This window comes from Aerosticca soli (assembly GCF_003967035.1).
GTDB classification, from domain to species: domain Bacteria; phylum Pseudomonadota; class Gammaproteobacteria; order Xanthomonadales; family Rhodanobacteraceae; genus Aerosticca; species Aerosticca soli.
Genome location: NZ_AP018560.1, coordinates 1,282,040 through 1,308,375 on the forward strand (window position 1 = coordinate 1,282,040; position 26,336 = coordinate 1,308,375).

Annotated in this window: 21 protein-coding genes; 5 read left to right on the forward strand and 16 right to left on the reverse strand. The window is 69.6% G+C overall.

Features of this window, described 5'->3' with window-relative positions; translation table 11 throughout:
• Window positions 1–15: 15 nt before the first annotated feature.
• The 3 genes from ALSL_RS06005 to ALSL_RS06015 form a co-directional block, all read right to left on the reverse strand.
• Entirely contained in the window at window positions 16–2,106 is a 2,091-nt protein-coding gene (locus ALSL_RS06005; RefSeq protein ID WP_126537395.1) for an FUSC family protein, read from the reverse strand.
• A gap of 189 nt (window positions 2,107–2,295) precedes the next feature.
• Window positions 2,296–2,859 carry an elongation factor P-like protein EfpL gene (efpL, locus tag ALSL_RS06010; RefSeq protein ID WP_126537398.1) on the reverse strand — a complete coding sequence of 188 codons (564 nt, stop codon included), beginning with the start codon at window positions 2,857–2,859 and terminating at the stop codon, window positions 2,296–2,298.
• Between the two features lie 69 nt (window positions 2,860–2,928).
• The gene (locus tag ALSL_RS06015; RefSeq protein WP_126537400.1) at window positions 2,929–3,696 is read right to left on the reverse strand and encodes an SDR family NAD(P)-dependent oxidoreductase; all 768 of its coding nucleotides are present in this window, start codon (window positions 3,694–3,696) and stop codon (window positions 2,929–2,931) included.
• Between the two features lie 94 nt (window positions 3,697–3,790).
• Between ALSL_RS06015 and ALSL_RS06020 the strand changes: the two genes are divergently transcribed.
• Window positions 3,791–4,159, forward strand: a complete 369-nt coding sequence (locus ALSL_RS06020; protein WP_231700307.1) for an RcnB family protein — start codon at window positions 3,791–3,793, stop codon at window positions 4,157–4,159.
• A 22-nt stretch (window positions 4,160–4,181) separates the two neighbouring features.
• On the opposite strand, the gene ALSL_RS06025 is transcribed toward ALSL_RS06020, so the two are convergent.
• From ALSL_RS06025 to ALSL_RS06050, 6 genes are read right to left on the reverse strand one after another with little or no spacing between them, the layout of a single operon-like run.
• Window positions 4,182–4,724, reverse strand: a complete 543-nt coding sequence (locus ALSL_RS06025; protein WP_126537402.1) for a GNAT family N-acetyltransferase — start codon at window positions 4,722–4,724, stop codon at window positions 4,182–4,184.
• Window positions 4,721–5,173 carry a GNAT family N-acetyltransferase gene (locus ALSL_RS06030; protein ID WP_126537404.1) on the reverse strand — a complete coding sequence of 151 codons (453 nt, stop codon included), beginning with the start codon at window positions 5,171–5,173 and terminating at the stop codon, window positions 4,721–4,723. The genes ALSL_RS06025 and ALSL_RS06030 overlap by 4 nt, the downstream gene beginning before the upstream one ends.
• A gap of 44 nt (window positions 5,174–5,217) precedes the next feature.
• Window positions 5,218–5,706 (reverse strand): GNAT family N-acetyltransferase, encoded by a 489-nt coding sequence (locus tag ALSL_RS06035; RefSeq protein WP_126537406.1) that lies wholly within the window; start codon window positions 5,704–5,706, stop codon window positions 5,218–5,220.
• Window positions 5,703–7,052: a metal-dependent hydrolase family protein gene (locus ALSL_RS06040; protein WP_126537408.1), complete on the reverse strand. Its 1,350-nt coding sequence runs from the start codon at window positions 7,050–7,052 to the stop codon at window positions 5,703–5,705. The genes ALSL_RS06035 and ALSL_RS06040 overlap by 4 nt, the downstream gene beginning before the upstream one ends.
• A 3-nt stretch (window positions 7,053–7,055) precedes the next feature.
• Window positions 7,056–7,967, reverse strand: a complete 912-nt coding sequence (locus ALSL_RS06045; protein WP_126537410.1) for a hydroxymethylglutaryl-CoA lyase — start codon at window positions 7,965–7,967, stop codon at window positions 7,056–7,058.
• 46 nt (window positions 7,968–8,013) lie between these two features.
• Window positions 8,014–10,008, reverse strand: a complete 1,995-nt coding sequence (locus tag ALSL_RS06050) for an acetyl/propionyl/methylcrotonyl-CoA carboxylase subunit alpha (protein ID WP_126537411.1) — start codon at window positions 10,006–10,008, stop codon at window positions 8,014–8,016.
• Window positions 10,009–10,607: 599 nt separating this feature from the next.
• Here ALSL_RS06050 and ALSL_RS13720 point away from each other — a divergent pair.
• Window positions 10,608–12,602 carry an ABC transporter ATP-binding protein gene (locus ALSL_RS13720; RefSeq protein WP_269433104.1) on the forward strand — a complete coding sequence of 665 codons (1,995 nt, stop codon included), beginning with the start codon at window positions 10,608–10,610 and terminating at the stop codon, window positions 12,600–12,602.
• A 17-nt stretch (window positions 12,603–12,619) separates the two neighbouring features.
• Here the strand turns inward: ALSL_RS13720 and ALSL_RS06065 are convergent, their stop codons facing one another.
• From ALSL_RS06065 to ALSL_RS06090, 6 genes are all read right to left on the reverse strand, one after another.
• Entirely contained in the window at window positions 12,620–12,970 is a 351-nt protein-coding gene (locus tag ALSL_RS06065; protein ID WP_126537413.1) for a DUF3147 family protein, read from the reverse strand.
• A gap of 31 nt (window positions 12,971–13,001) precedes the next feature.
• A complete protein-coding gene (gene mfd, locus ALSL_RS06070) occupies window positions 13,002–16,496 on the reverse strand; it encodes a transcription-repair coupling factor (protein ID WP_126537415.1) in 3,495 nt (1,164 codons plus the stop codon).
• 124 nt (window positions 16,497–16,620) lie between these two features.
• Window positions 16,621–17,238 carry a GNAT family N-acetyltransferase gene (locus ALSL_RS06075; protein ID WP_126537416.1) on the reverse strand — a complete coding sequence of 206 codons (618 nt, stop codon included), beginning with the start codon at window positions 17,236–17,238 and terminating at the stop codon, window positions 16,621–16,623.
• Window positions 17,239–17,398: 160 nt separating this feature from the next.
• A complete protein-coding gene (locus tag ALSL_RS06080; protein ID WP_126537418.1) occupies window positions 17,399–18,307 on the reverse strand; it encodes a cation diffusion facilitator family transporter in 909 nt (302 codons plus the stop codon).
• Window positions 18,308–18,364: 57 nt separating this feature from the next.
• Window positions 18,365–18,865, reverse strand: a complete 501-nt coding sequence (locus ALSL_RS06085; protein WP_126537420.1) for a Slp family lipoprotein — start codon at window positions 18,863–18,865, stop codon at window positions 18,365–18,367.
• A gap of 205 nt (window positions 18,866–19,070) precedes the next feature.
• A complete protein-coding gene (locus ALSL_RS06090) occupies window positions 19,071–19,952 on the reverse strand; it encodes a 23S rRNA (adenine(2030)-N(6))-methyltransferase RlmJ (protein WP_126537422.1) in 882 nt (293 codons plus the stop codon).
• A 101-nt stretch (window positions 19,953–20,053) separates the two neighbouring features.
• Here ALSL_RS06090 and ALSL_RS06095 point away from each other — a divergent pair, with 101 nt between their 5' ends.
• The gene (locus tag ALSL_RS06095; RefSeq protein ID WP_126537423.1) at window positions 20,054–21,808 is read left to right on the forward strand and encodes a copper resistance system multicopper oxidase; all 1,755 of its coding nucleotides are present in this window, start codon (window positions 20,054–20,056) and stop codon (window positions 21,806–21,808) included.
• Window positions 21,805–22,761, forward strand: a complete 957-nt coding sequence (locus tag ALSL_RS06100; protein WP_126537425.1) for a copper resistance protein B — start codon at window positions 21,805–21,807, stop codon at window positions 22,759–22,761. The genes ALSL_RS06095 and ALSL_RS06100 overlap by 4 nt, the downstream gene beginning before the upstream one ends.
• A gap of 12 nt (window positions 22,762–22,773) precedes the next feature.
• On the opposite strand, the gene ALSL_RS06105 is transcribed toward ALSL_RS06100, so the two are convergent.
• The gene (locus ALSL_RS06105) at window positions 22,774–23,703 is read right to left on the reverse strand and encodes a DMT family transporter (protein ID WP_126537427.1); all 930 of its coding nucleotides are present in this window, start codon (window positions 23,701–23,703) and stop codon (window positions 22,774–22,776) included.
• A 198-nt stretch (window positions 23,704–23,901) separates the two neighbouring features.
• On the opposite strand from ALSL_RS06105, the gene ALSL_RS06110 reads away from it, so the two are divergent.
• Window positions 23,902–26,283, forward strand: coding sequence for a putative bifunctional diguanylate cyclase/phosphodiesterase (locus tag ALSL_RS06110; RefSeq protein WP_161970934.1), 2,382 nt, complete (start codon window positions 23,902–23,904; stop codon window positions 26,281–26,283).
• Window positions 26,284–26,336: the final 53 nt, after the last annotated feature.

The window sequence follows — 26,336 nt, forward strand, 5'->3', positions numbered from 1 at the left end:
GACGGGTGCGCGCGATCAAGACCGCGCACGCGTCTTCCCGGCCACCACCGTCTGCTGGCTGCGGCCGACCACGTGCGCCAGGGTGTCGATGTTGTCGACCAGCCGGTCGGTGAGGTGCGCCAGTTGCGCGGCCACGGCGGGTTCGTCGGCCATCTCCAGCAGTGTGGCCAGGCTGCGCTGCAGCGCGCGCAGGCCGAAGTCGGACGCGGTGGTGTGGTTGTCGCGCAGCGCCGCGGCGATCTCGCGCAAGGCATCGGCGCTGCGTTGCACGAAGGCGCTCACTTCGGCTTGCTCGGGCAGGTTCGGATGGGCATCGAGCAACGCCTCCAGCGCCATCGCCGTGCGCGCCAGCCGGTTGCCGTTGGCGAACAGCGCCTGGGCCAGCTCCAGCAGGGTCAGCGGCGTGCCGGGCTCCACGCGCATGCGCTCGATCGAGGCCTGTGCATTGGCGCGCGCGGTGCGCGCCGCGGTACGCGTTTCGCGATGCGCAGCGCGCTGTTCCGGCGCTGCCAGCGCCTTCAGGTAATCGGCATAGGCGTCGAGCATGTCGGCCAGTGCCGCGCGTGCGCGGCCGCGCTCCCAGGTCGGCCACAGCAGATAGGCGAGCAGGGCAAGCCCGCTGCCGAGCACGGTGTTGACCACGCGGTCGCCGACTGCGGCGGCCGAATCCACGCCGCCGAAGGAGAGCAGGATGACCACCAGGCCGGTGAGCGCGGCGACGGCGATGCCGTAATGGGCGTTGGCGAGATAGCGAAAGGCCATGCACAGCACCGCGAGCAAGGCCAGGTGCGCCCAGGGGTTGGTCGGGAAGACATGCAGCAGGACGGTGGTCAGCACCAGCCCCAGCACGGTGCCGACCACGCGCAACAGACCGAAACTGAAGGTGGCGCCGAAATCGGGCCGGAGCACGATGGCCGCGGTCATCGGCAGCCAGTAGCCGTGCGGCAGGGCGAGCGTGCGTGAGATCCACAACGCGGCGCTCAGGCACAGCGCACTGCGTACCGCATGACGAAAGGCCACCGCGCGCGGCGTCAGGCTGGCGCGCAGGGTGTCCAGCACCGAGCCGCCGCGCAGCGCTGCCGGCAGGGTGAGTTCGACCGCCGCCGCGCGCTGTTCGCCGCGGCTGCCGGCCCAATTGGCGTTGCGCACCGCCGCGGCGAGCTGTCCGACCAGGGCATCGACATGCATGGCTGCGCCATCGTTGCCGGGAAGGCGTTCGCGCACGGCCGCCGTGAGGCGCGCCAGCGCGCGTTCGGCCTGTTCGGGCGGACTGCCCAGCTCCAGCGCGTCGGCGATGGCTTCCAGCACCAGGGCGGCCTGTTGTTTGACCGGTTCAATACCGCCCACAGCGGGCAATTCGGCCAGCGCGATGAGTTCGAGGCGCATCCGTTCGGCCAGCTCCAGCAGCACGCCGAAGGCTTCCATCGCCCGGCCGTGGGCGTGATGGCGGCCGAGCAGGGTGTGCTGCAGCGTGTTCATGGCCTCCGACAGCGCCGGTGCCTCGTCGCTTGCGCCGGGTCCCTGGCGCGCAAGGCTCGCCAGCCCGCGATAGACCAAAGCCAGGGCATGCCGTTCCGGCCGGTAGCGTTGCAGCGGCCAGGCGGCAATGGAGAAAGCCATCAGCAGCAGGCCGCCGGCGAAGATCAGCGCCGCGGCACCGAGGGCGTCGGCGACGGAGTGCCTCGGCGTGGCCGCGGTGACCACCAGCAGGATCATGCTGGTCATGCCGACGCGGGCGAGATCGGTGCCGAACACCACCAGGAGGCCGCCGAAGAAGCCACAGGCGGCGGTGGCGATGAGCATCGGCAGCAGGCGGTCGCCGATCAGGAAACCAAGCAGCGCCGCCAAACCCGCCGCCAGCGAGGCCAGCGCCAGTTGCCAGACCCGCTGGCGATAGGGGCCGGGCTGGTCGGAGAACATGGTGTCCAGCGCGCCGGCGCTGATGCCCAGTCCCGCCGCCACGTGGCCGGTGGCCAGGCCGATGGCGAGCGGCAGCACCACGGCCAAGGTATTGCGCACCACCACCCACAGCGGCACGTCCGGCCGCTTGATGCGGATCAGGGATGCGAAGAGATTCGCATGCAGCGAATGGCCGTCGACCGGCATGTCCCGCTGTCCGGGCAGTGGTGGCAAGTGGCCATTGTGCCCGAGCCTGCCTGTCGGGCGACTGATTGCCGGTGATGCCGTTGCACCATTGCCGCTTGACAGAGAGAGGGGCTGCGTCGCAACCACCCATCGCCGAGCGGTTGCCTTCTGCCGCCTGCGTATGAGGCGGTCCGGCCAATGCCGTTGCTTTCAGGCGCGGCCGGCGAACTCGCCGCTCAGCGTGTTCACCCACACGCGATCGCCGTTGCCGATGTATTCGGGCACCTGGATCTCGATGCCGGTGTCGAGGCGGGCCGGCTTGGTGCGCTTGGTGGCGCTCGCGCCTTTCAATTCCGGCGCGGTGTCGACCACGGTCAGTGCCACGCTGGTGGGGACCTGCAATCCGACCGGGGCGTCGTCGATCAGCTGCACGTAATAGCCATCCAGGCCCTCGACGATGTAGCCCGCGCTGTCGCCCACGATTTCCGGGCCGAGCAGGTATTGGGTGTAGTCCTCGGCATCCATGAACACGTAGGCATCGCCGTCCTTGTAGGAGAAATGAGCCGCCCGGCGGATCAGCTCCATCTCCTTGAGTTCATCGTCCGCACGCAGGCTCAGGTCGAGCTTGCGCCCGCCGGGGATGGCATACAGCGTGAAGCGGAAGGTGACATTGCCGCCGCGTGCGGTGGGCGCGCTGCGCTCGATGTCGCGCACCTGGTACACGGTGCCTTCGTGTTCGACCACGTGGCCTTTCTTGACTTCGGAAGCTTTCATATTTTTCGAAGGTAAGGGATGGGAGTGGAAAAGCAGGCGTTGCGGCAACCAGGAGCGCGGCCCTTCGGTTTACTTGGGCTGCAGCCGCACCGCGCCGTCCAGGCGGATGGTCTCGCCGTTGACGTAGCGGTTGGTCAGGATGAAGGCGACCGTGTGCGCGAATTCCTCCGGCCGGCCCAGCCGCGCAGGAAACGGGATCGAGGCGGCGAGTGACTCCTGCACCTGCGGCGGCATGCCGTCGACCATCGGCGTCCAGAAGATGCCCGGCGCGATGGTCGCCACGCGGATGCCAAAGCGCGCCAGCTCGCGTGCCATCGGCAAGGTCATGCCGACCACGCCGCCCTTCGACGCCGAATACGCGGCCTGGCCGATCTGGCCTTCGTAGGCGGCCACGCTCGCCGTGTTGACGATGACGCCGCGCTCGCCGTCCTCGCCGGGCGCGTTGTGCTGCATCAGCGCCGCGCCGGCCTTGGCCACGTTGAAGCTGCCGACCAGATTCACCATCACCGTGGTGCTGAAGGTGCCGAGCGGCATCGGGCCGTCCCTGCCGAGCACACGGCCGGCGCCGATGATGCCGGCGCAGTTGACCACCACGTTGAGCCCGTCCATCCATTCGCGCGCGGCGGCCACGTTGGCGGCGACGCCGTCCTCGCTGGTGACATCGGTACGGAAGAAACGCGCGCTGCTGCCGAGCGCAGCGGCCGCGTGTCCGCCTTTGTCCTCGTTGACGTCGAACAGCGCCACCTTCGCGCCGTGCGTGACCAGATGCTGTGCCACCGCATGGCCGAGGCCGGACGCGCCGCCGGTGATCACCGCCTTGACCTGTGCAAGCTCCATGGAGTTCACTCTCTGCATTCGAAGGGTTGGATCGATCATTGTAGCGGTGCGGATGCGCCGCGACGGTTTCCACACCGGGAGAAAAACCATGCGCATGCCTGCCGTTTTCGCGATGGCTTTGCTTGGGTTTGCCGCGCCACCCCTGCTGCTGCCGGACATCGAGGTGGCCAATGCCCAGGGCCGCGGGCACGGGCACGTGGACCATGATCGTGGCGGTCCGGGTGACCACGGACGCGGCCCACCACCGCCGGGCATGCATGACCGCGGCCGGCACGAGGGGTGGTACAAGCGCGGCGGCCACGTGCCGCGGGAATACCTCGACCGGCGCTACATCGTGGTCGACTGGCGCCATGCCCATCTGCGCGAGCCGCCACACGGATGCGCCTGGATCCGCAGTGACAACGGCGATTATTTGCTGGTGGCGCTGGCGACCGGCGTCATCATCGACATATTGACGCATTAGTTCCCCGCGGGCGGGGCGGATTTCAGACTGCTTTCCGCAGATCGGCGAACGGCACGGGCGCCGCCGGCGGCGTCGTGGAGGGCGCGAGTGTCTTCTGCCACACGCCCACGTCCCACCAGCGCCCGAGTTTGTAGCCGGCGTCGCGCCAGCGGCCGGCCGGCACGAAGTCGAGCGCCTCGTGCAGTGCCACGCTCGCCGCGCCGGGCAGGGTGATGACACCCATGGCCTGGGTGAAGCCCTGCCGATGCAGGACGTCGAAGAGCGCGCCATAGAGCCGGCGGGCGATGCCGCGGCGTTGCGCGGCGGGATCGACGTAGATCGAGGTCTCGGTGATCCAGTCGTAGGCGGCGCGTTCGCGAAAGCGTCCGGCGTAGGCGTAGGCCAGCACTTGCCCGGACTCCTCCCAGACCAGCCAGGGATAATGGCGCATCCGGGTTTCGATCCTTTCGCGCATCGCCGTCAGGCTCGGGACCTCCGTCTCGAAGGTGGCGGCGCCGTGGGCGACGTGCGGCGCATAGATGGCCAGCATCGCCGGCGCATCGCCGGGCGTGGCGGTGCGGATCATGCCAGGTGCTTTTCCATGCACACGCCGCGCAGAGATCCGAACGGCGGGCAGCGCCGGTAGCCTGCGCGTTCGTAGAGCTCGATCGCCGGGCCTTCGGTGGCACTGGTTTCCAGGCGCACGGTGTCGCCGCCGTTTTTGCGGATCTCGCGCTCCAGCGCTTCCAGCAGCTGCTTGCCCAGCCCGAGCCCACGGCAGGCCGGCAGCACGTACATGTGCTTGAGTTCGACATAACCCGGATGCGCGGCGCAGGCGCCGCAGGCGATCGGCACGCCATCGACCCGGGCGGTGAGAAAGGTGACGCCCGGTCGGGTGAGCTCGGCGAGCAGGGTGTTCCCGGCACGGCCGCTCTGGGACAGGCCGTCGCGCCGACCCAGTTGGTCGATGAGCGGCACCAGGTCCGGCGCGGCCGGGTCGTCGATCGCAAATTGCAGCAGCGGGGGAGAAGGCATCGTGGCGGAGGCCGGTGGGGGCGGCGAAAGCGTGGGTGGGGTGATCAGAGTGCGCGCAGGTAATAGCGGTCGCAACTGAAGTGCCCGGTGCCGCCGAGCGGGGCGGCAAGCTCGGTAAAACCGTGGCGGCGGTAGAGCGCCTGCGCGGCGTCCATGCCGGTGAGCGTTTCCAGATACATGCGACGGAAGCCGAGGCCGCGGGCCGCCTCCATGCAGCGCTCGAGCAATGCCGAGCCGGCGCCGATGCCGCGCGCCTCGGGCAGGAAGTACATCTTGCGCAGCTCGCAGAGGTCGTCCTCGCCGCCTGCGAGCGGGGCGACGCCGCCGCCGCCGGCCACGCGACCTTCGAGCGTCACCACGAAGTAGGCGTGCCGCGGGCGGCGATAGGCCGCGCACATCGCATCGACCTCGGCATCGTGCAGCGCAAAGCCGGGGCCGTCGGCGCCGAATTCGGGCATCACGCGGCGGATGATGGCGGCGACGGCGGCGTCGTCGCCCGGTGCGATCGGACGGATCTGGAAGGGTGTCGTCATGGCTGGGCAGGGGTGCGGAAGAGGGTGCCGTCTTTCATCACCAGCAACGGCCGGGCCAGCGCCTCGATGTGCCGGTCCGGCATGCCGGCGAAGGCGGCGAGGTCGGCGCGTAGGCCGGGCGCGATGCGGCCGAAACGGTCTTGTTGACGCAGGATGCGTGCGGCGACATCGGTGGCCGCATGCAGGGCCTGCACCGGCGTCATCCCGGCGGCCACCATCGCCGCCGGCTCGCGCCAGTTGTCGCCGTGTGCGAACACGCCCACGTCGCTGCCGTTGCCGACGGTGACGTGGGCGGCAAGCGCGCGCTCAAGGGCGTGCATGGCTTCCTCGATGCGCGGTGTCGGCGGATCGATGCCGGGCCGGTAGTGATGAAAGTAGGTCTCGGTGGCGATCACCGCCGTCAGTGTCGGCTGATAGGCGATGCCCTTTTGCGCAAGCAGCCGGAAGGTCGCCGCGCTCGCGCCGTAGCCGTGCTCGATGCTGTCCACGCCCGCCTCGGCCGCCATGCGCACGCCCGCATCGCTGGCCGCATGTGCGGCGACCGGCCGGCCGAGCAGGTGCGCGGTCTCGACGATGGCCTTGAGCTCCGCGGCGGTGAAGGTCGGGACGGTGGCCCCGTCCGGACCGACCCGGTAATCGGCATAGAGCTTGATCCAGTCGGCGCCGCGCGCAGCCTGTTCGCGTACCGCCGCCATCGCCTGGTCGACACCGCTCACTTCCTGCGCGCCGCCGGGCAGCGCGAGATCCGGACGGAAACCGCGCGGGCCGGGTCCATAGCTGGCGGTGGCGACGATGGCGCGGGTGGCGACGAAGAGCCGCGGGCCGGGGATCAAGCCTTGCTCGATCGCGTGCTTGACCGCCACGTCGGCAAAGCCCGCGCCTTCGGTGCCGAGATCGCGCAGCGTGGTGAAACCGGCGCGCAGCGTGGCCCTTGCGTGTGCGGCGGCCTCCAGCGTGCGGTAGTCCTGCGCCTCGGTGAGCACCTGGTCGTTCCACGGGGTCTCATCGTATGGATGCAAAAAGAGGTGCGCATGCAGATCGATGAGCCCGGGCGTGAGCGTCGCGCCGGGAAGCTCGATGCGGCGCACGCCAGGCGGCGCATCGACGGCGGCGCGCGGCCCGACCGCGACGATCACGCCCTCGTGTACCCGCACCGCCCAGCCCTCGTGCACGGCGTCGCCTTCGCCGGTCCATATCCGCGCGGGCAGCAACAGCACGTCGCCGGGCGTTTCGGTCGCGAGCTCCTGCGCCGGCGCCGGCAGGCTCAGACCGAGCAGCCAGAGCCACAGGCAGACCGGCCATGCCCATTTCCGGCGTTTCGTCGCCGTATGTCGTGACGGGCGCATCGGTCAGGCCGCCGTGCGCGCGCGGGTGACGCGGCTGGCGGTTTCGCGGCCGAGCCGGGCGGCGAGCCAGGCGCCGACGGCGACCAGCCGGTCGAGATCGACGCCGGTGTGCAGGCCCATGCCGTGCAGCATGTAGACCACGTCCTCGGTGGCGACGTTGCCGCTGGCGCCCTGGGCATACGGGCAGCCGCCGGTGCCGGACACCGCGCTGTCGACCGTGCGCACGCCTTCTTCCAGGCAGGCGAGGATGTTGGCCAGCGCCTGGCCGTAGGTGTCGTGGAAGTGCACCGCGAGCGCGCTCATCGGCACTTCCTTGGCCACCGCGCGCAGCATCGCGCGCGCCTTGGCCGGCGTGCCGACGCCGATGGTGTCGCCGAGCGAGACCTCGTAGCAGCCGAGCGCATGCAGCCGCGCGGCCACGCGCACCACGTCGGCGACCGGCACCTCGCCCTGATAGGGGCAGCCGAGCACGGTGGAGACGTAGCCGCGCACCTTCACGCCGTCGACGCGCGCGCGTTCGATCACCGGCTCGAAGCGCTCGATGGACTCGTCGATCGAGGCATTGATGTTCTTGCGGCTGAATGCCTCGCTGGCGGCGGTGAACACCGCGATCTCGGTGACGCCGACGCTGCGCGCGCGCTCGTAGCCGGTGAGGTTGGGCACCAGCACCGGATAGCTCACGCCGGGCACCTTGCGGATGCCGGCATAGACCTCCGCCGCGTCGGCCATCTGCGGCACCCATTTGGGGCTGACGAAGCTGGTCGCCTCGATGGCCTTGAGGCCGGTATCGGCCAGCCGCTCGATGAGCTCGATCTTGGTCGCCGTGGGCAGCAGGGTCTTCTCGTTCTGCAGGCCGTCGCGCGGGGCGACCTCGACGATGCGCACGTGGTCGGTGGCGGGTTGGGTTGCAGGCATGGTGATGGCTCGATTTGGCAGGCGGCGCGGGTGGTCGCTCGGGTTTTCAGGACTCGGCGGCGAGGGCGAGCAGCACCGTATCGGCCTCGACGAAATCGCCGGCCGCGGCGGCCACGCGTTCCACCGTGCCGTCGCGCGGCGCCTTGAGCGAGAGCTCCATCTTCATCGCCTCCATCACCATGAGCTCCTGGCCCGCGCGCACCGTCTCGCCGGGGGTCACCCGCACCAGCACGACGCGGCCGGGCATCGGGGCCCGCACGTCGTTGGCGCGGGTGTCGTCGCCCGCCGTCCAGGTGAACGCGGCGACGCGATCGAACGTCCAGCGCCGGCCGTCGATGTCGTGCAGCCGCACATGCTGCGCGTCCGCCCGCGCGGGCAGTCGCAACGCCTCGTCGTCGAAGCGTGCGCCGAGCACGCGGCCGTCGAGGCGCGCGCCGCGCACCTGGCAGGCGATGTCGTCGTGCTGCATGGCGTAGTCGCCGTCATGCCCGCTGGCCTCGACCGTATGCCGTGCACCGCCCAGCGCCAGCGCGATGACGCGCCGGCCGGCGTGGCCCATGCGCCAGGCGTCGGCACGCGCCCACGGCGAATGCGGATCGGCCGGGTCGGCCTGCGCGTCGGCCTCCTCGCGCAGCAGCGCGGCGGTGGCGGCGGCGAACAACACCGGCGCCGGCGGCGGCGTGTCGCCGGCGAGGAACTCCTCCAGGTGCCGATCGAGATAACCGGTGTCGATGCGGCCTTCGACCACCACCGGGTGGCGGATCAGGCGTTCCAGGAAAGCGACGTTGGATTTGGGCCCGGCGATCTCGCACTCGGCCAGCGCCTCGCGCAGCCGCGCCAGCGCCAGCGCGCGGCTTTCGTCCCACACGATCAGCTTGGCGATCATCGGATCGTAGAAGATCGTCACCGTGTCGCCTTCGGCCACGCCAGCGTCGATGCGCACGTGCGGCGACGGCGCGGGCAGATCCAAGCGCTGCAGACGGCCGGAGCCGGGCAGGAAGTTCTGCTCCGGATCCTCGGCGTACAGGCGCACCTCGATGGCATGGCCGCGCGCGCGGATCGCTTCCTGGGCGAGCGGCAAGGGCTCGCCGGCGGCCACGCGCAGCTGCCATTCGACGAGGTCCAGCCCCAGCGTCATCTCGGTGACCGGATGCTCGACCTGCAGGCGCGTGTTCATCTCCATGAAGAAGAACGCGCCGTCCGGCGCGACGATGAACTCCACCGTGCCGGCGCCGACGTAATCGACCGCCTTCGCCGCGGCCACCGCGGCCTGGCCCATCGCGGCGCGGCGCGCCTGGTCGAGGAACGGCGAGGGCGTCTCTTCCAGCACTTTCTGATAGCGCCGCTGCGCCGAGCATTCGCGCTCGTTCAGGTGGATGACGTGGCCATGATGGTCGCCGAACACCTGGAACTCGATGTGGCGCGGATGCTCGACATAGCGCTCCAGGATCACCCGCGCATCGCCGAAGGAGGACTGCGCCTCGCGCTGCGCGGCGGCCAGCGCGTCGGCGAAGTCGCCCGCACCGCGCACGATGCGCATGCCCTTGCCGCCGCCGCCGGCCGCGGCCTTGATCATCAGCGGAAAACCGATCCGCCGCGCCGCGTCGGCGAGGAACTCGGCGTCCTGGCGCTCGCCGTGATAGCCCGGCACCAGCGGCACGCCGTGGCTTTCCATCAGCGCCTTGGCCGCGGCCTTGGAGCCCATCGCCTCGATGCTCTCGGGCTTGGGGCCGATGAAGGCGATGCCGGCCTCCGCGCAGGCACGCGCGAAGGCGGCGTTCTCGGAAAGGAAACCGTAGCCGGGATGGATCGCCTGCGCGCCGCTTCGCCGGGCCACGTCGAGGATGACGTCCGCGCGCAGGTACGATTCGGCCGGACGCGGCCCGCCGATCGGCCACGCCTCGTCGGCCAGACGCACGTGCTGCGCATCGCGGTCGGCCTGCGAATACACCGCGATGGTGCGGATGCCCAGCCGCCGGCAGCTGCGGATCACCCGACAGGCGATTTCGCCGCGGTTGGCGATCAGGACGCGATCGAACATGCGGGACTCCGACGGCGGCAGGTTGCGGTCTGCAAAACTAACAGAAACCGCGCGCCTCAAGCCGATCAGGGCGATGTTCCACGCAGCCGGGCTTTACCGTCATTGGGCCACCCATCGGCCGATCAGCACGCCGAGCACGCATCCCATCCAGGCCTCGTGCGCCAGGGGCATGCCGGTAAACGTGCGCCACGGCGAGGCCGATGGCGCCTCCTGCCAGCGTGGAGAGCGCGATCTTGCGTCTCACGGCCGTGTCGCGCGCCTGCTTTTGCGCCAGGACGGCACGTCTCTGAGCCCGGGCCCGGGCTTCGCGTCTTTGGATGGCAGGCTCCAGCAAGGCCCGTGCGGCGGCTTGGGCTTGCCGTTTGTCCATCGGTCTGCGCCCTGGCTGGCCACCCCGCCGGCGCATGTCCGGTAGTGGACGGGATATGGATGCGCCGGTTGCGTCCAGCGCAATGGGGCCGCCCCGCAGATCGTGCGGCACCGTGGCAGCCCCATAGTTCCGCCGGGTGCTTCGAGGCCGAGCCATTGCATGGGTCGACCGGCGTCCGCATGTAGACCGGTCCGGGCTGCCGTGTGCCGCCCTTTCCCCGGATGGCTCGATGATCTTCCGCTGGTTCGAATCCCTGATCGACGCTTTCAAGGAGCCGGTCGACGCCATGCCGCCGGCTTCGGTCGGACGGTTCTACCTGTTCTATCTGCGCCAGGTGTGGCCGGTGCTCGCTGCCACGCTGGTGGTCGGCTTCGGCGTGGCGGTGGTGGAGGTGTCGCTGTTCGGCTTCATCGGTTCCATCGTGGACATGACGCATGGCGTGCCCGGTGCCGCGTTCTTCCGCGAGCATGGGCGCGTGTTGCTGTGGATGGCGCTGGTCGCCTTGGTGGCGCGGCCGCTGCTCAACGGTCTGCACGATCTTTTGGTCAACCAGGCCATCGTGCCCAGCCTGACCGGCCGCATCCGCTGGCAGAACCACCGCTACGTGATCCGCCAGAGCCTGGGCTTCTTCCAGAACGACTATGCCGGGCGCATCGCCAACCGCATCATGCAGACCGGCGCGTCGCTGCGTGAATCGGCGGTGCAGATCGTCGATGCGATCTGGTACGTGCTGATCTACACCGGCAGCGCGATCGTGATGTTCGCCCACGCCGACGGCTGGCTGGCGCTGCCGCTGCTGGCATGGATCGTCGCCTACGTCGCCACGCTGGTGTATTTCATTCCGCGCACCAAGGCGCGTTCCTGGCAGGCCTCGGAGGCGCGCTCGAAGCTGATGGGCCGCATCGTCGACGGTTACAGCAACATCCTCACCCTCAAGCTGTTCGCGCACACCCGCCGCGAGGAGGCCTACGTGGCCGAGGCCATGGGCGAGCAGGTGGACAAGACGCGCCGGATGACGCGCATGACCACCGCGATGGACGTGACCATCACCACCCTCAACGGCTTTCTGATCGTCGGCACCTCGGGCCTGGCGCTGTGGCTGTGGAGCCAGGGCCGGGTGACGGTGGGCGCGATCGCGCTTGCCACCGGCCTGGTGATCCGCATCAACAACATGTCCGGCTGGATCATGTGGGTGGTCAACGGCATCTTCGAGAACGTGGGCACCGTACAGGACGGCCTGACCACCATCGCGCGCCCGCGCACGGTGCAGGATCGCCCCGACGCCGTGCCGCTGGTGGTGACCCGCGGCGACGTGCGCTTCGAGGGCATCCACTTCCACTACGGTCGCCTCATGCCGCGGGTTGGCGATGCCGGCGCGCCTGGCGCGGAGCGGGCACTCGAAGTTGCCGTTCCCGACCCGTCGGAGCCGGGCCCGGACGGGCGCCGGACGCGACGGGCCGGCACCGCGCAGGAAGGCGCCCTTCCGGCATCCCAACCTCGCGGCGTGATCGCCGGGCTCGACCTGCACGTGCGTCCTGGCGAGAAGATCGGCCTGGTCGGCCCCTCCGGCGCGGGCAAGACCACGCTGGTCAACGTGCTGCTGCGCCTGTACGACCTCGAAGGCGGGCGCATCCTGATCGACGGCCAGGACATCGCGCGGGTGACGCAGGACAGCCTGCGTTCGCAGATCGGCGTGGTCACCCAGGACACCTCGCTGCTGCACCGCTCGATCCGCGACAACATCCTCTACGGCCGTCCCGACGCCAGCGAGGCGGCGCTGCTCGAGGCCGTGCGCAAGGCGCGTGCCGACGAGTTCATTCCGCAGCTGGTCGACGGCGAGGGGCGTACCGGTTTCGACGCCCTAGTCGGCGAGCGCGGCGTGAAGCTCTCCGGCGGCCAGCGCCAGCGCATCGCGATCGCCCGCGTCTTGCTCAAGGACGCGCCGATCCTGGTGCTGGACGAGGCCACCAGCGCGCTGGACTCGGAGGCCGAGGCGGCGATCCAGGACAGCCTGGACGTGCTGATGCAGGGCAAGACGGTGATCGCCATCGCCCATCGGCTGTCTACCATCGCGCGCATGGACCGGCTGGTGGTGATGGACAGGGGCCGCATCGTGGAAAGCGGCACGCACGCGGAGCTACTGGCCCGCGACGGCCTGTACGCGCGGCTGTGGCGGCGCCAGACCGGCGGTTTCGTCGCGGTGGACGATCAGTCACCGGCCTGAGCGCCCGGCGCGCCGGGCTAGAGACGGACGCCGAACCTGGCGAGTACCCGGACCAGGGCGAAGTACGCGCCCAGCATCACCAGGCAGGACGCCACCAGCGCCGGCCAGAACGCGACGCGGTGGCGCAGCAACACCGGCAGCAGCACGAACAGGGGCAGGGTGGCCAGCACCATCCAGAAGATGCCCTGCGCCAGCGCGGCCACCTCCTTCGTGCTGCCGGTGCCGGCGTACAGCCAGATGAAAGCCAGCAGCGAAGTCAGCGGCAGCGAGGCCAGCACCGCGCCCCACAGCGGGCTGCGCTTGCCGAGCTCGGACACCGCGACGACCACCACGGCGGTGATCAAAACCTTGAGGACGTAGGGCCACATGGCGGTCGGTGCTCGAATGGAACCCAAGGATTCAGAGGGGCCGGCGCGCGCCGAGTTGCACCAGCACGTCCTGCGCCGCACGCAGGCGTTCGGCGGCGCCGGGCAGGTCGAGGGTGATGCGCAGTTTGTCCTGGCCGTCCAGTTTGTAGACGCGTGGCTGGCTCTGGATCAGCCGGATGATCGCCATCGGGTCGATGTCGGGTTTTTCGCGGAAGGTGATGCGCCCGCCGTTGGGACCGAAATCGAGTTTGCGGATGCCGAGCGGCGTGGCGGCGAGTTTCAGCGCGGCGACCGCGAACAGGGTCTTGGTCGGTTCGGGCAGCAGGCCGAAGCGGTCGATCATTTCCACCTGCAGTTCGCGCAGGGCTTCCCCGTCGCGCGCGCTGGCGATGCGCTTGTACAGGGTCAGGCGCGTGTGCACGTCGGGCAGGTAATCGTCCGGAATCAGGGCCGGCAGGTGCAGTTCCACCTCGGTTTCGTGTTCGCTGGAAAGGTCGAAATCGGGCACCTTGCCGCTCTTGAGCGCGCGCACGGCGCGATCCAGCAGCTCGGTGTAGAGGCCGAAACCGATCTCCTGGATCTGCCCGGATTGCTCATCGCCCAGCAGTTCGCCGGCGCCGCGGATTTCGAGGTCATGGGTGGCGAGGGTGAAGCCGGCGCCCAGTTCCTCCAGCGAGGCGATGGCCTCCAGGCGTTTTTCCGCGTCGGCGGTCATCGCCTTGCGGTCGGGCACGATCAGGTACGCATAGGCGCGATGGTGCGAGCGGCCCACGCGTCCGCGCAACTGGTGCAATTGGGCCAGACCGAAACGGTCGGCGCGGTCGATGATGATGGTGTTGGCGGTCGGGATGTCGATGCCGGTCTCGATGATGGTGGTGCACACCAGCACGTTGAAGCGCTGGCGGTGGAAGTCGGCCATCACGCGTTCGAGCTCGCGTTCGGGCATCTGGCCGTGGGCGATGCCGATGCGCGCCTCGGGGATGAGTTCGCCCAGTTCGCGCGCGGTGCGCTCGATCGAGTCGACCTCGTTGTGCAGGAAATACACCTGGCCGCCGCGGGCGAGCTCGCGCTGGAAGGCCTCGCGGATCAGCGCCGGTTCCCAGGTCGAGATGAAGGTGCGCACGGCCATGCGGTGCGCGGGCGGCGTGGTGATCAGCGAGAGGTCGCGCAGGCCGCCCATGGCCATGTTGAGCGTGCGCGGGATCGGCGTCGCGGTCATGGTGAGCAGGTCCACCTCGGCGCGCAGTTTCTTCAGTTGTTCCTTCTGGCGCACGCCGAAACGCTGTTCCTCGTCCACGATGACCAGGCCCAGATCCTTGAACTTGACCTCCGGCTGCAAGAGCTTGTGGGTGCCGATGATGACGTCGATGTCGCCGGCGGCCAGGCGCTTGAGCGCGTCGTTCACTTCCTTGGTCGACTTGAAGCGCGAGAGCACGTCCACCTTCACCGGCCAGTCGGCGAAGCGGTCGGCGAAGGTGCGGTAATGCTGCTGGGCGAGCAGGGTGGTCGGCACCAGCACGGCCACCTGCTTGCCGGCGGTGGCGACGGCGAAGGCGGCGCGCAGGGCGACCTCGGTCTTGCCGAAGCCGACGTCGCCGCAGATCACCCGGTCCATCGCGCGCGGCGCGGCAAGATCCGCCAGCACGGCGTCGATGGCCTGCTGCTGGTCGGGGGTTTCCTCGAACGGAAAACCGGCGCCGAAGGCCTCGACCAGCGGGCGGTCGATCGCCAGTGCCTGACCGCCGCGCGCCTCGCGCTGGGCGTAGATGGCAAGCAATTCGGCGGCGACGTCGCGGGCCTTTTCCGCCGCCTTGCGTCGCGCGCGTTCCCAGGCGTCGCCGCCGAGTGAGTGCAGCGGCGCCAGTTCCGGCGCGGTGCCCGAATAGCGGCTGACCAGGCCGAGCTGCGCCACCGGCACGTAGAGCTTGTCGCCCTTGGCGTATTCGATGACCAGGAACTCGCCTTCCATGCCGCCGAGCTCCATCGTCACCAGGCCCTGGTAGCGGCCCACGCCGTGGTCGACGTGGACGATGGGCGCACCGATGGAAAGCTCGGTCAGATCGCGGATGACCGCTTCCGGATCACGCGCCGCGCCGCGCCGGCGCCGCCGCTCGGTACGCACGCGCTCGCCGTAGAGCTCGCGTTCGGTGAGCACGGTGAGCGCGGGTCGGCGCAGGGCGAAGCCCTGCTCCAGCGGGGCGACGGTGATGGCGAGCGGTGCGTCGCCGGCCAGGAACGCCGCCCAGTGCTCGACCGCGGCCGGTTTCAATCCGGCTTCGGCCAGGGTTTCGAGCAGCGCCTCGCGACGGCCGGCCGAATCGGCGGCGATCAGCACGCGGCCGGCATAGTCGGTCAGAAAACGGCGCAGTGAAGCACCGGCGGCCTCGCCCTTGCGGTTGAGCGGCAGTTCCGGCGCGGCCTCGGTGCCGGTATCGAGCGCATGCGGGTGGCCTGCGGCGACGATCTCCACCCGCGGCTTGCGGTTGAGTTGTTCGCGCAGGCGTTCGGGCGGCAGATAGAGCTCGGCCGGCGGCAGCACCGGACGCTCGATGTCGTGGGCGCGCTGCGCATAGCGCTCGCCGGTCTGGGCCCAGAACTGCTCGGCGGCCTCCAGCGCCCCTTCGCCGAGGACGAACAGCGCATCCTCGGCGAGGTAATCGAACAGCGTCGCGGTGCCGTGGGCGTGCGGGTCGGACGCCGCGTCGTGTCCGTCCTGGCGGGGCTCGTCGAAGAACAGCGGCAGGTAGTACTCGATGCCGCCCGGCGTCACGCCTTCCTTCATGTCCTGATAGAGCGGGCAGCGGCGCACGTCGATCGGGAAGCGCTCGCGCAGGCGGTTGCGGAAGTCGCGCACCGCCTCCTCGGTGAGCGGGAATTCGCGCCCGGGCAGCAGTTCCACCGCGTCGACCGGATGCTGTGAGCGCTGGCTTTCCGGGTCGAAGCTCCGGATCGAGTCGACCTCGTCGTCGAACAGCTCGATGCGGTAGGGCTCGGCCGCGCCCATCGGAAAGATGTCGATCAGCGCGCCGCGCACGGCGTATTCGCCCGGATCACCGACCTGCGGCACGTTGCGGTAACCGGCCGCCTCCAGCCGGCGGCGCTCGGTCGCCAGGTCCATGCGCTGGCCACGCCTGACCACCAGGCCGCTGGTGATGTGGCTGCGCGGCGCGAGCCTTTGCATCAGCGTGGCCACCGGCACCACCAGCACGCCGCGCGTCACCGTCGGCAGGCGATAGAGCGTGGCGATGCGCTGGGAAACGATTTCCGGGTGCGGGCTGAACACGTCGTAGGGCAGCGTTTCCCAGTCGGGGAAATGCAGCACCGGCAGGTCGCCGGCGAACAGGCGCAATTCCTCCTCCAGCGCGCTCGCCCGCTGGGCGTCGCGGCTCACCGCGACCAGCAATCCCTGGTGCACGCGCGCGGCCTCGGCCAGCAACAGGGCGCGCGAGGAGCCGTGCGGCGGCGTCCAGTAGCGGCGGTGTTTGGCGGAAGTGGGCAGCGGCGGATGGACGATCGGATCAGGCATCGGATGGAAGGCGAAAGCGGAAAAAGGCCGCGTCGGCGGCTGGCCGTCGCGACCTCGGGGCAGGTCAAAGCGGACGAGTTTAGCGCGTGGCAGCCGGCGGGCAGCGAGCGCGCGGGAAGCGGGCTTACAGCAGCAGGGCGAGCTGGATCACGCCCGGCTCGTCCGGACAGAAGCGCCGGGTGAAGCCCAGTTCCTTGCACAGGTGCAGCATGGGGCGATTTTCCAAGAGCACGTAGCCCCAGATCTCGTCCAGGCCACGGCGCCGGCAGTCCTCGACCAGCCGGCGCATCAGCAGCGCGCCCAGTCCCTTGCGGGCCCAGTCGTGCTCCACCAGCACGGAGAACTCGGCGCCGTGCGTGGTCTCGTCCACGTAAATGCGGCCGACCCCGCGCATCTCCTGCGGGTCGGTCGTGTCGTCCATCAGCACGAAGGCGGTTTCACGCGCCGGATCGATGCGGCACAGGCGTTGCGCCATGGGTTCGGGCAGCTCGGCCATGGCATGCAGGAAACGCCGGCGGATCTCCTCCGGCGACAGGCGCTTGAAACAGCGGCGCATGGCGGCGACGTCGCCCGGATCGATCGGCCGCAACCACAAAGGCCGGCCGTCGTGGGTGAAGACACGCTCGCCCGGCCGTGGCTCGGGGGCGGCGGGAGGCGTGTTGAAGCGTTCCCGGCTGGGGGGCGGCAGGATGCCGTGACGACCGGGACCGGCTAGATCGATGGCAGCAGCGTTCATGTCCATACTTTAACGTATTGTGTGCGCTGCAGCATCATTCAAGATGGCATATTTTCCATTGTTTAACGCATGGATACGCTTTTTCGCATGGCGTTTTGCCGCGGTGCGGAAAGATGCCGCAGGGCTGGGAGCGTCGGACTGCGCGGAGCCCGCGGCCGCCTCGGCCTCAGTCGCTCACGTCGGGTTCGAAGAAGCTCCAGCGCACCTCGGGAAACTGCGCCCTCATCGCCGCCTCGACGGTGTTGATCGCCCGGATCAGCGCCAATTCGTCGCCGGCTGGCGCCATCCGTGCCTTCACCGCCACCATCACGTCCGGCCCCATCTGCAGGGTGATGAGGTTGAGCAGTTCGGCAATCTCGGGCCGGGCGCGCAAGAAGGCGTCGAGTTCGGCACGGCGGGCCGGCTCCATCGCCTGGCCGATCAACAGCGACTTGACCTCGTTGGCCACCGCGACCGCCACGGCCACCAGCAGGATACCGATGGCGATGGTGCCGAGCGCATCGTAGATGAGCTCGCCGGTGGCCATGGTGGCGGCCACCGCGAGCGCGGCCAGCGTGAGGCCGAGCAGGGCGGCCAGATCTTCGCCGAAGATCACCAGCAGTTCGCTCGAACGGGTGGTGCGGAACCAGCGCCACAGGCTCTGCTGCCCACGGACCTTGTTCACTTCCCGGAGGCAGCCGTGCATGGAGAAACCTTCCGCGACGATGCCGAACACCAGCACGCCGAGCGCGAGCCAAGGCCATTTCAGCGGCTCGGGATGGGACAGCTTGTGCACGCCCTCGTAGATCGAAAACATGCCGCCGACGGTGAACAGCAGGATCGCGACCAGGAACGACCAGAAGTACAGCGCACGTCCCCAGCCGAGCGGAAACTCCTCCGAGGGTGGCCGCTCGGCCTGGCGCAGGCCGAGCAGCAGCAAGCCCTGGTTGCCGCAGTCGGCCAGCGAGTGCACCGCCTCGGCCAGCATCGCGCCGGAGCCGGTGACGATCGCGGCGGCGAGCTTGCTGACGAAGATGGCGAAGTTGGCGCCGAGCGCGAAAAAGATCGCCTTGAGCGAGTTGGCGTGACCGGACATGTGTGGGTTCCGTCGAACGGGAAGCGGGGCTTGTACGCGGCTGGCGTGTAACGGGCGTCAGCGGATGACGCCGACCCCGACGCCGACATGCACGTTCGAGCCGCCCTGGCCCAGTTCACGCTCGGTCCACACGTGCGACTGCGCCACCTCGACCAGCGGGAACACGTAGGAAGCCTCGCCGACCTTGCCCGCCCGGCTGCCGGCGAGGCGGCCGTTGACGGTGATCAACGCGCCGGGCGGGTAGTCGAGCGGCTCCACGTAGCCGCGCATGACCGCGATGAAACGCCCGGCACCGCTGTCGTTGCGCTTGGGGCGCTGCGATTTGTCCAGCGGATAGGCGAGGATCTCGATTTCGCTGTGGTCGGCGAGATTGTCGACCTTGACCACCCGGCCGCCCCAGATCACCGCGCCGCCGGCATAGCGCTCCGGCGTCTGCGCCACCTGGTAGGGCAGCGCCGTCAAGGTGCCGGGCGCGGGCTGGTAGATCGGCGCCGGTGCGCAGGCGGCCAGTGCGAGAGCGGACAGCGCGATGAGTGCAAGGCGGGCGGCAAGGCGCATGATGCGGAGTTCCTCGGGATAGGCATGGACACGACTGGATTACGCTACACCATGCAGCGGCCTGCCCTGTGGCATCGCCGTCGTGGAAGGCGAGATGGGCCGCCGTACGTCATGGTGGAACGCATCCGGGGCCGCTGCGTGGCGAGCGGGCTTGGACTTTGCTGACACGGCAGGGGCGATCGCGACGTTCGTCGCGCCGGCCGCTTCAGTCGGCGGCTTCGGTCGCCAGCCAGTCCAGCGTCCAGCCGGGCGCCGGAGCCGTCGGCGCGAGACGCCGCGCCAGGGCGCGCAGCGGTTCGCGCAGGGTGTCGTCCAGCCGCCAGGGCGGGTTGAACACCAAGACGCCCGAGCCGTTCAGCCGCAGCGGCGAATCGGCCGGACGGACCAGCAGTTCCGCGCGCAGCACGCGCTTGGCGTTGGTGTCCCGCGCCCAGCGCAGAAAAGGCTGGACCTGGCTGCGCTGCTTGATCGGATACCACACCGCATAGATGCCGCCCGGCCAACGGACGAGCGCCGAGGCGAGCGCCTGCTCGATGCGGCGGTATTCGTCCTCCTGTGCCTCGTAGGGCGGGTCGATCAGCACCAGGCCGCGTTTTTCCTTCGGCGGCAGCAGGGCCTTCAGCGCCTCGTAGCCGTCGCGCCGGTGCACGTGCACGCGCGGCTCGTCGCGGAACAGCGCGTGCAGCCTGGCAGCTTCCTCCGCCTGCAATTCGCACAGCTGCGCGCTGTCGGACTCGCGCAGCAGGCCCGCGGCCAGCAAGGGCGAACCGGGATAGCACTTGAGTCCGTGGGCATTGCCGGGCAGGGCGAGCACGGCGTCCAGCCAGCGCCGCAGCAACGGCGGCAGGGTGACGAGCTCGCCCTGCGCGCCGGGATCGGTATGCAGCAGACGGCCGATGCCTTCGCGCCACTCGCCGGTGCGCTCGGCTTCCGCGCCGGTGAGGGCATAAAGCCCGCTGCCGGCGTGGGTGTCGACGAAGGCGAACGGCGCGGGTTTCACCCGCAGCGCCTCGAGCAGGGCGTACAGCACCAGGTGCTTGAGGACGTCGGCATGGTTGCCGGCGTGGAAGGCGTGGCGATAGTTCATGGCAAGGGCCGGCCGCAATGGCAAAGTATAGCGGCGCCAAGGGCGGCAGACCGACTCCGATGGCCGCATGTGGCAGCCCCATCACTGACGGATGCGAAAGGATGAAGACTGAAAGGGCCCGCGGCATGCCGCTGTCGCGCCGGCGTTTCGTGCAGGGACTGGCGCTGGGTGGCGTGGCCGCCGGGCTCGGCTGGACGCCGGGGCGGGCGCAGGTGCTGGGCGCGCCGCGCACGGAGCTTCGCGGCACGACGTTCGACCTCACCATCGGCGAGCTGGCCGTCGACTTCACCGGCCGCCGCCGGCGCGCCACCGTGGTCAACGGCCAGCTGCCCGCGCCGCTCCTGCGCTGGCGGCAGGGCGACACGGTGACGTTGTGCGTGCGCAACGCGTTGCCGATGACCAGCTCGATCCACTGGCACGGCATCGTGCTGCCCGCGGACATGGACGGCGTGCCGGGCCTGAGCTTCGCCGGCATCCCTCCGGGCGGCGCCTACGTGTATCGCTTCGCGGTGAACCAGGCGGGCACCTACTGGTATCACAGCCATTCGCGTTTCCAGGAGCAGACCGGCCTGTACGGCCCCATCGTGATCGAGCCGCGCGGCGGCGAGCGGCATGCGGCCGACCGCGACTACGTGGTGCTGCTCAGCGACTGGACCGACGAGGATCCCGAGCGCATCTACGCCAACCTCAAGCAACAATCGGACTACTACAACACCGCGCGGCCGACGGCGGGCGAGTTCCTGCGCGATGCGCGGACCAGGGGGCTGGCCGCGGCGCTCGGGGAGCGGCGCATGTGGCAGCGCATGCGCATGGATCCGAGCGACCTCGCCGACGTCTCGGCGATGACCTACACCTATCTGCTGAACGGCAGCCCGCCGGCAGCGCCCTGGTCCGGCCTGTTCGCCGCCGGCGAGCGGGTGCGGCTGCGCTTCATCAACGGTTCGTCGATGACGTTCTTCGACGTGCGTATCCCGGGCCTCACGATGACCGTGGTCGCCGCCGACGGCCAGGACGTGGAACCGGTCAGCGTGGAGGAATGCCGGCTCGGCGTCGCCGAAACGCTGGACGTGATCGTGCAGCCGGCGGCCGACCGCGCCTGGACGATCTTCGCGCAGAGCATGGACCGCAGTGGTTACGCCTGCGGCACGCTGACGCCGCACCCCGGCCTGCGCGCGCCGGTGCCGGCGCTCGATCCGCGCCCGCGTCTGGCGATGATCGACATGATGGGGGCGATGGCCATGGCCGATGCGATGGACATGGCGTCTGCGCCGATGTCCGCCGATGCAGGCGGCGGAATGGATCACGCCGGCATGGCGATGGACCATGCCCACGACGGCGCAGCGTCGGCTGCGCCGGTGCTCGCCACCGGGCCCGAGGCGGACATGCGCGTGGCGCAGCCGCGCACCAACCTCGACGATCCGGGCGTGGGCCTGCGCGACAACGGCCGGCGCGTGCTGACCTATGCCGACTTGCGCACGCTCGATGCGCCGATCGCGCCGCGCGTGGACCGCGAGCTGACCCTGCGTCTCACCGGCAACATGCACCGCTATCTGTGGTCGTTTGACGCCACGCGGTTTTCCAGGGCGCCGCCCTTGCGGCTGGCCCAGGGTGAGCAGGTGCGCATCACCCTGATCAACGACACCATGATGACCCACCCGATCCACCTGCATGGCATGTGGAGCGAGCTCGAGGACGAGGACGGCCGGTTCCAGCTGCGCAAGCACACCTTGAGCGTGCAGCCGGCCCAGCAGTTGAGCTACCGCATTTGCGCCGACGCGTTGGGGCGCTGGGCCTACCACTGCCATCTGCTCTACCACATGGAGGCGGGCATGTTCCGCGAGCTGGTGGTGGCATGAGGCCGCGCATTGCCGCCCGCCTCGTCCTGACGTCGTTATGGGTATTCGCCGCTGGCGCGTTCGCGCAGGAACAGCCACCGCCTGTCGTGCCGCGCGAGGCACCGGAACGGACGCCGCCCCTGCCGGACACGATGCCGATGGCGCCGGACCACGCCGGCGCACACCAGCGGGCGTCTTCGGACCAGTCGCACATGGATGCGGAGCAGAATGCGCCGGCCAGTACGCCGCAGATGACGGACCGCGATCGTCCGCCGAATGACCACGTGCCGCCGGCGCCGCCCGCGCGTGCCGTCACGGCGACGATGTCGATGATGCAGATGCACGACGATGCCGCGCGCGCGACGCTGCTGGTGCAGCGGCTCGAATATCGCCAGGCCACGCGCGGCGAGGATGGCGCCGCCTGGCAGGCCGAGGCCTGGTGGGGCCGGGATCTCGACAGGGCCTGGTTCAAGAGCGAGGGCGAGCGCGGCGCGGACGGACTGCGCGAGGCGCGCAGCGAGCTGGCCTGGAGCCATGCCGTCGCTGCGTTCTGGGATGCGCAGCTCGGCCTGCGCGTCGATCACGGCGCCGGCCCTTCGCGGCGCTGGGTTGCCGTCGGCATCGAAGGCCTTGCGCCCTACTGGTTCGAGCTTGCGGCCACGCTGTATGCCGGCACGCAGGAACGCACGGCCGCGCGCCTGGAGGCGGCATATGAGCTGAACTTGACGCAGCGCTGGATCCTGCGCCCGCAACTGGAACTCGACGCCTACGGCAAGCGCGATCCGGCACGCGGCGTCCGCGCAGGTCTGAGCGATGCCGAGGCCGGTCTGCGCCTGCGCTACGAGTTCAGCCGGCGCTTGGCCCCTTATCTCGGCATCGACTGGCGTCGGCGTCTGGGTCGTTTCGACGTGCCCTGGCGACGGGAACCCGCGCGCGAATTCGCCTGGGTCGCCGGTCTGCGGTTCTGGTTCTGAGCATCGCCGCCTTCAGTCGGTCACGCCGCGGTTCTCGGCGGTACCGAGCAGCTCGGCGTGTTCCGGAGGGTGGCGTTCACGGTGCAGCAGCGGATGGGCGAACACCGCCGCCAGGATCACCGCCACGCCGAGATAGAAGCGCAGGTCGAGTTCGCGCTGCTCGCCGAGCAACAGCACGGCGAGCACGATCGCGTACACCGGCTCGAGATTGGTCGCCATCTGCATGGCGAAGGCACTGACCTGGCGCAGCGCCGAGAGCGCCAGTGCGAACGGCAGCAGCGTACAGCCGAAGGCGAGCACGAGCAGCAGCAGCGCGTCGTGGCGTCCGGGCGGCGTGAGCGTGGCGAAGCCGCCCGGCCATGCGGGTGCGAGCAGAGTGAGAAAGACCATGCCGGCGCCGAGTTCCAGGCAGGTGACCGCGAGCGCATCGCCATGCTCGGCCAGCCGCTTGTTGCAGGCGCCGAACAGCGCGACCAGCAGCGCCGAGAGCGTGCCGACCGCGATGCCCGGCCACATGCCGTGCGGCACGCCGCCGGCGACCAGCGCCACGCCGGGCACCACCGCCACCCCGAGCAACAGCTCGCGCGGATCGAAGGGACGGCGCGCGATCCACGGTTCGACGAAGGCCAGGAACACCGGCCCGAGCGCGATGCAGGTGGCGCCCACCGAGGCATTGGCCAGCTTGATCGCGGCATAGAAGGTGAGCCAGTGCAGCGCCACCAGCACGCCGACGCCGGCATAGGCCAGGCGCCGGCGCGGCGGCATCGCCGCCAGGGCGCGGCGCACGCCGGGCAACAGCAGCAGGGCGGCGCTGACCAGCAGCATGCGCCACCACACCAGTCCGAGCGCGGGCAGCGTGATCAGCTTGCCGAGGATGGCGGTGAAGCCCCACAGCAGCACGCAGAAATGGATCTTGAGGCGGGCCTTGCCGTGGGCGTGCATCGGACATGCGTCTTGAAGGTGGGTGACCATTTTAGATGTCGCCAGCTCTGCCGATATGGTCTTCTGATGAAACGTCGGTGCACTGGAGCGTTCGCCACCGATTCCATGCCACCCACTCAGGTTTTTGCCTGCCACAGGATGATGCCCACGGCTATGCCAGTCCGGAAAGGCATTCGGCGCATCGGCGCGGCGCTGCGCATGGTCTGGCCTTTCCTGCTGATGGTCTTCGTGCAGGCGGCGCTGGCCTGCCTCAGCATCTACGTGCTCTCGGCGGTGCGTGCGCTGACCTCGGGTGAAGTACCGTGGGTGATCGGCCAGAAGGACGCGCTCTATCACCTGGACCGCTACGCCGCCTACGGGCGCGAGGAGGACCTGGCCGCCTACCGCAGGAACATCCGCCTACCGCTGGCCGTGCGCGATGCGCGCCAGGCATTGGACGAGGCGCATCCCGACGTGGCGTACATACGCCGGCGCTATCTCGAGGGCGACAATCACCCGGCGGATTTCGCCGCCATCTTCTGGCTATTGCGCCATTTCCGGCGTTTCCCGATGGTGCAGGAGCCGATCCGGCAGTGGGAGATCGGTGATCACTATCTCGACCAGGTCGGGGCGCTGGCCGCGGAGATCGCCGCGCGCCGCCATCAGGGGCCGCCTCCGGATGAGCGCACCATCGAAGCCTGGCGTAGCCGCATCGGCGCCTTGAACGAGGCCATGCTGCCCGGCATCCATGCCTTTCGCGAGGCGCTCGGAAAGAGCGCGAGCGGGATCGTCTCCCTGCTGTTCCTGGCCAACCTGCTGCTGGTGGCCGGCATCGTCGTCTTTGCGATCCGCCACGCCGATCGTCTGTTGCGCCGCCAGGCCTGGGTGGAAGGCGAGCTGGCCGGCGAGAAGGAGGCCGCCGAAACCACCCTGGCGGCGATCGGCGATGGCGTGCTCACGCTCGACCCGCAGGGCGACGTGGTCTATGCCAATCCGGCGGCGATCCGCCTGCTGGGCCGCACAGCGGCCTTTTCCGGGGCGCTCGAGACCCTGCTGCCACTGGATCAGGCGGTCCATCCGCCGGGGCAAGTCGCCGCGCTGTTCGACGAGATCAGGCAAGCCACGCTGCCGGCCGATGACCTGCGGACCTGGCATCTCGTCGCCGGCGCGGAACGGCGCATCGTGCGCCTGGCGATGTCGCCGCTGTACCGGCAGGGGCAGGCCGCGGGTGCGGTGCTGGTGCTGCGCGATGTCACCGGAGAGCGGAACTACGTCGAGCAGCTGGCCTGGCAGGCCAGCCACGACGCGATGACGGGGCTGGCCAATCGCCGCGAATTCGAACGGCGGCTCGAGTCCTGGCTCGCCGAGCCGGCGGCGGTGCGTGGCCCCGGGGCGATGCTGTACATCGACCTCGACCAGTTCAAGGTGATCAATGACACCCGCGGCCACGAAGCGGGCGACGCGCTGCTGCGTCACATCGCCGGCCTGATGCGTGCCCACCTGCACGCCGATGACGTGCTGGCCCGGCTGGGTGGCGACGAGTTCGGCGTGCTTTTGCTCGACTGTGTGCCGCTCGCCGCCAGCCGGCTGGCCGAGCAGCTGCGCGAGAGCGCCGCGCACGCGCGGGTGGCCTGGCAGGGTGAGTTGCTCGGCACCACCCTGAGCATCGGCCTGGTCGAGCTCGGCCCGGCGCCGGGCAACGTGCAGGAAGTGCTGCGGGTGGCCGACATCGCCTGCTATCGCGCCAAGGAGCGCGGACGCAATACCGTTTATCTGTACCAGCCCGACGATGCCGACCTTAAGCAGCGCATGGGCTACATGCACTGGGTGCAGCGCCTGCGCAAGGCGCTGGAGGAACAGCGCTTCTGCCTGTATGGCCAGCCGATCGTGCCGCTGCGCGGCGCCTCGCCCGGCCTGCATCTGGAGGTGCTGCTGCGTCTGCGCGGCGAAAACGGCCAGATCATCGAGCCCAGCCATTTCGTGCCGGCGGCGGAGATGTACGGACTCATGTCCGAGATCGACCGCTGGACGGTGCAGCAGGTTTTTGCGGTGCTGGCCGAGCGTTCGGCCAGGCGCGATCTGCCGCCCCTGCACGTGTGCGCGATCAACCTTTCCGGCAACAGCCTCGGCAACGAGGACCTGCTCGATTTCCTCACCGTGCAGATCGAGCGCCATCGTCTCGATCCGCGCCAGCTCTGCTTCGAGATCACCGAGACCAGCGCGATCGCGCATCTTTCCAACGCCGTGCGTCTGATCGAGCAGTTGCGCGGCATGGGCTGCCGCTTCGCTCTGGACGACTTCGGTGCGGGCATGGCCTCGTTCGGCTATCTCAAGCAGCTGCGCGTGGACTATCTCAAGATCGACGGCAGCTTCGTGCGCGACATGCTGGACGACCGCTCCAGCGCGGCGATGGTCGATGCGATCAACCGCATCGGCCATGTGATGGGTCAGCGCACCATCGGCGAGTTCGCCGAGACCCAGGCGCACGTCGAGGCCCTGCGGGCGCTGGGCGTCGATTACGCGCAGGGCTACGCGATCGGCAAGCCGCTGCCGCTGGATGCGCTGCTGGGTGAAACGGCGGTCGAGGTTCAGCCGGCCTGAAGGCGGCAGCAGTCGCGCTTCGCTGGACATGGACGTCGTGCCACGTGGCCACG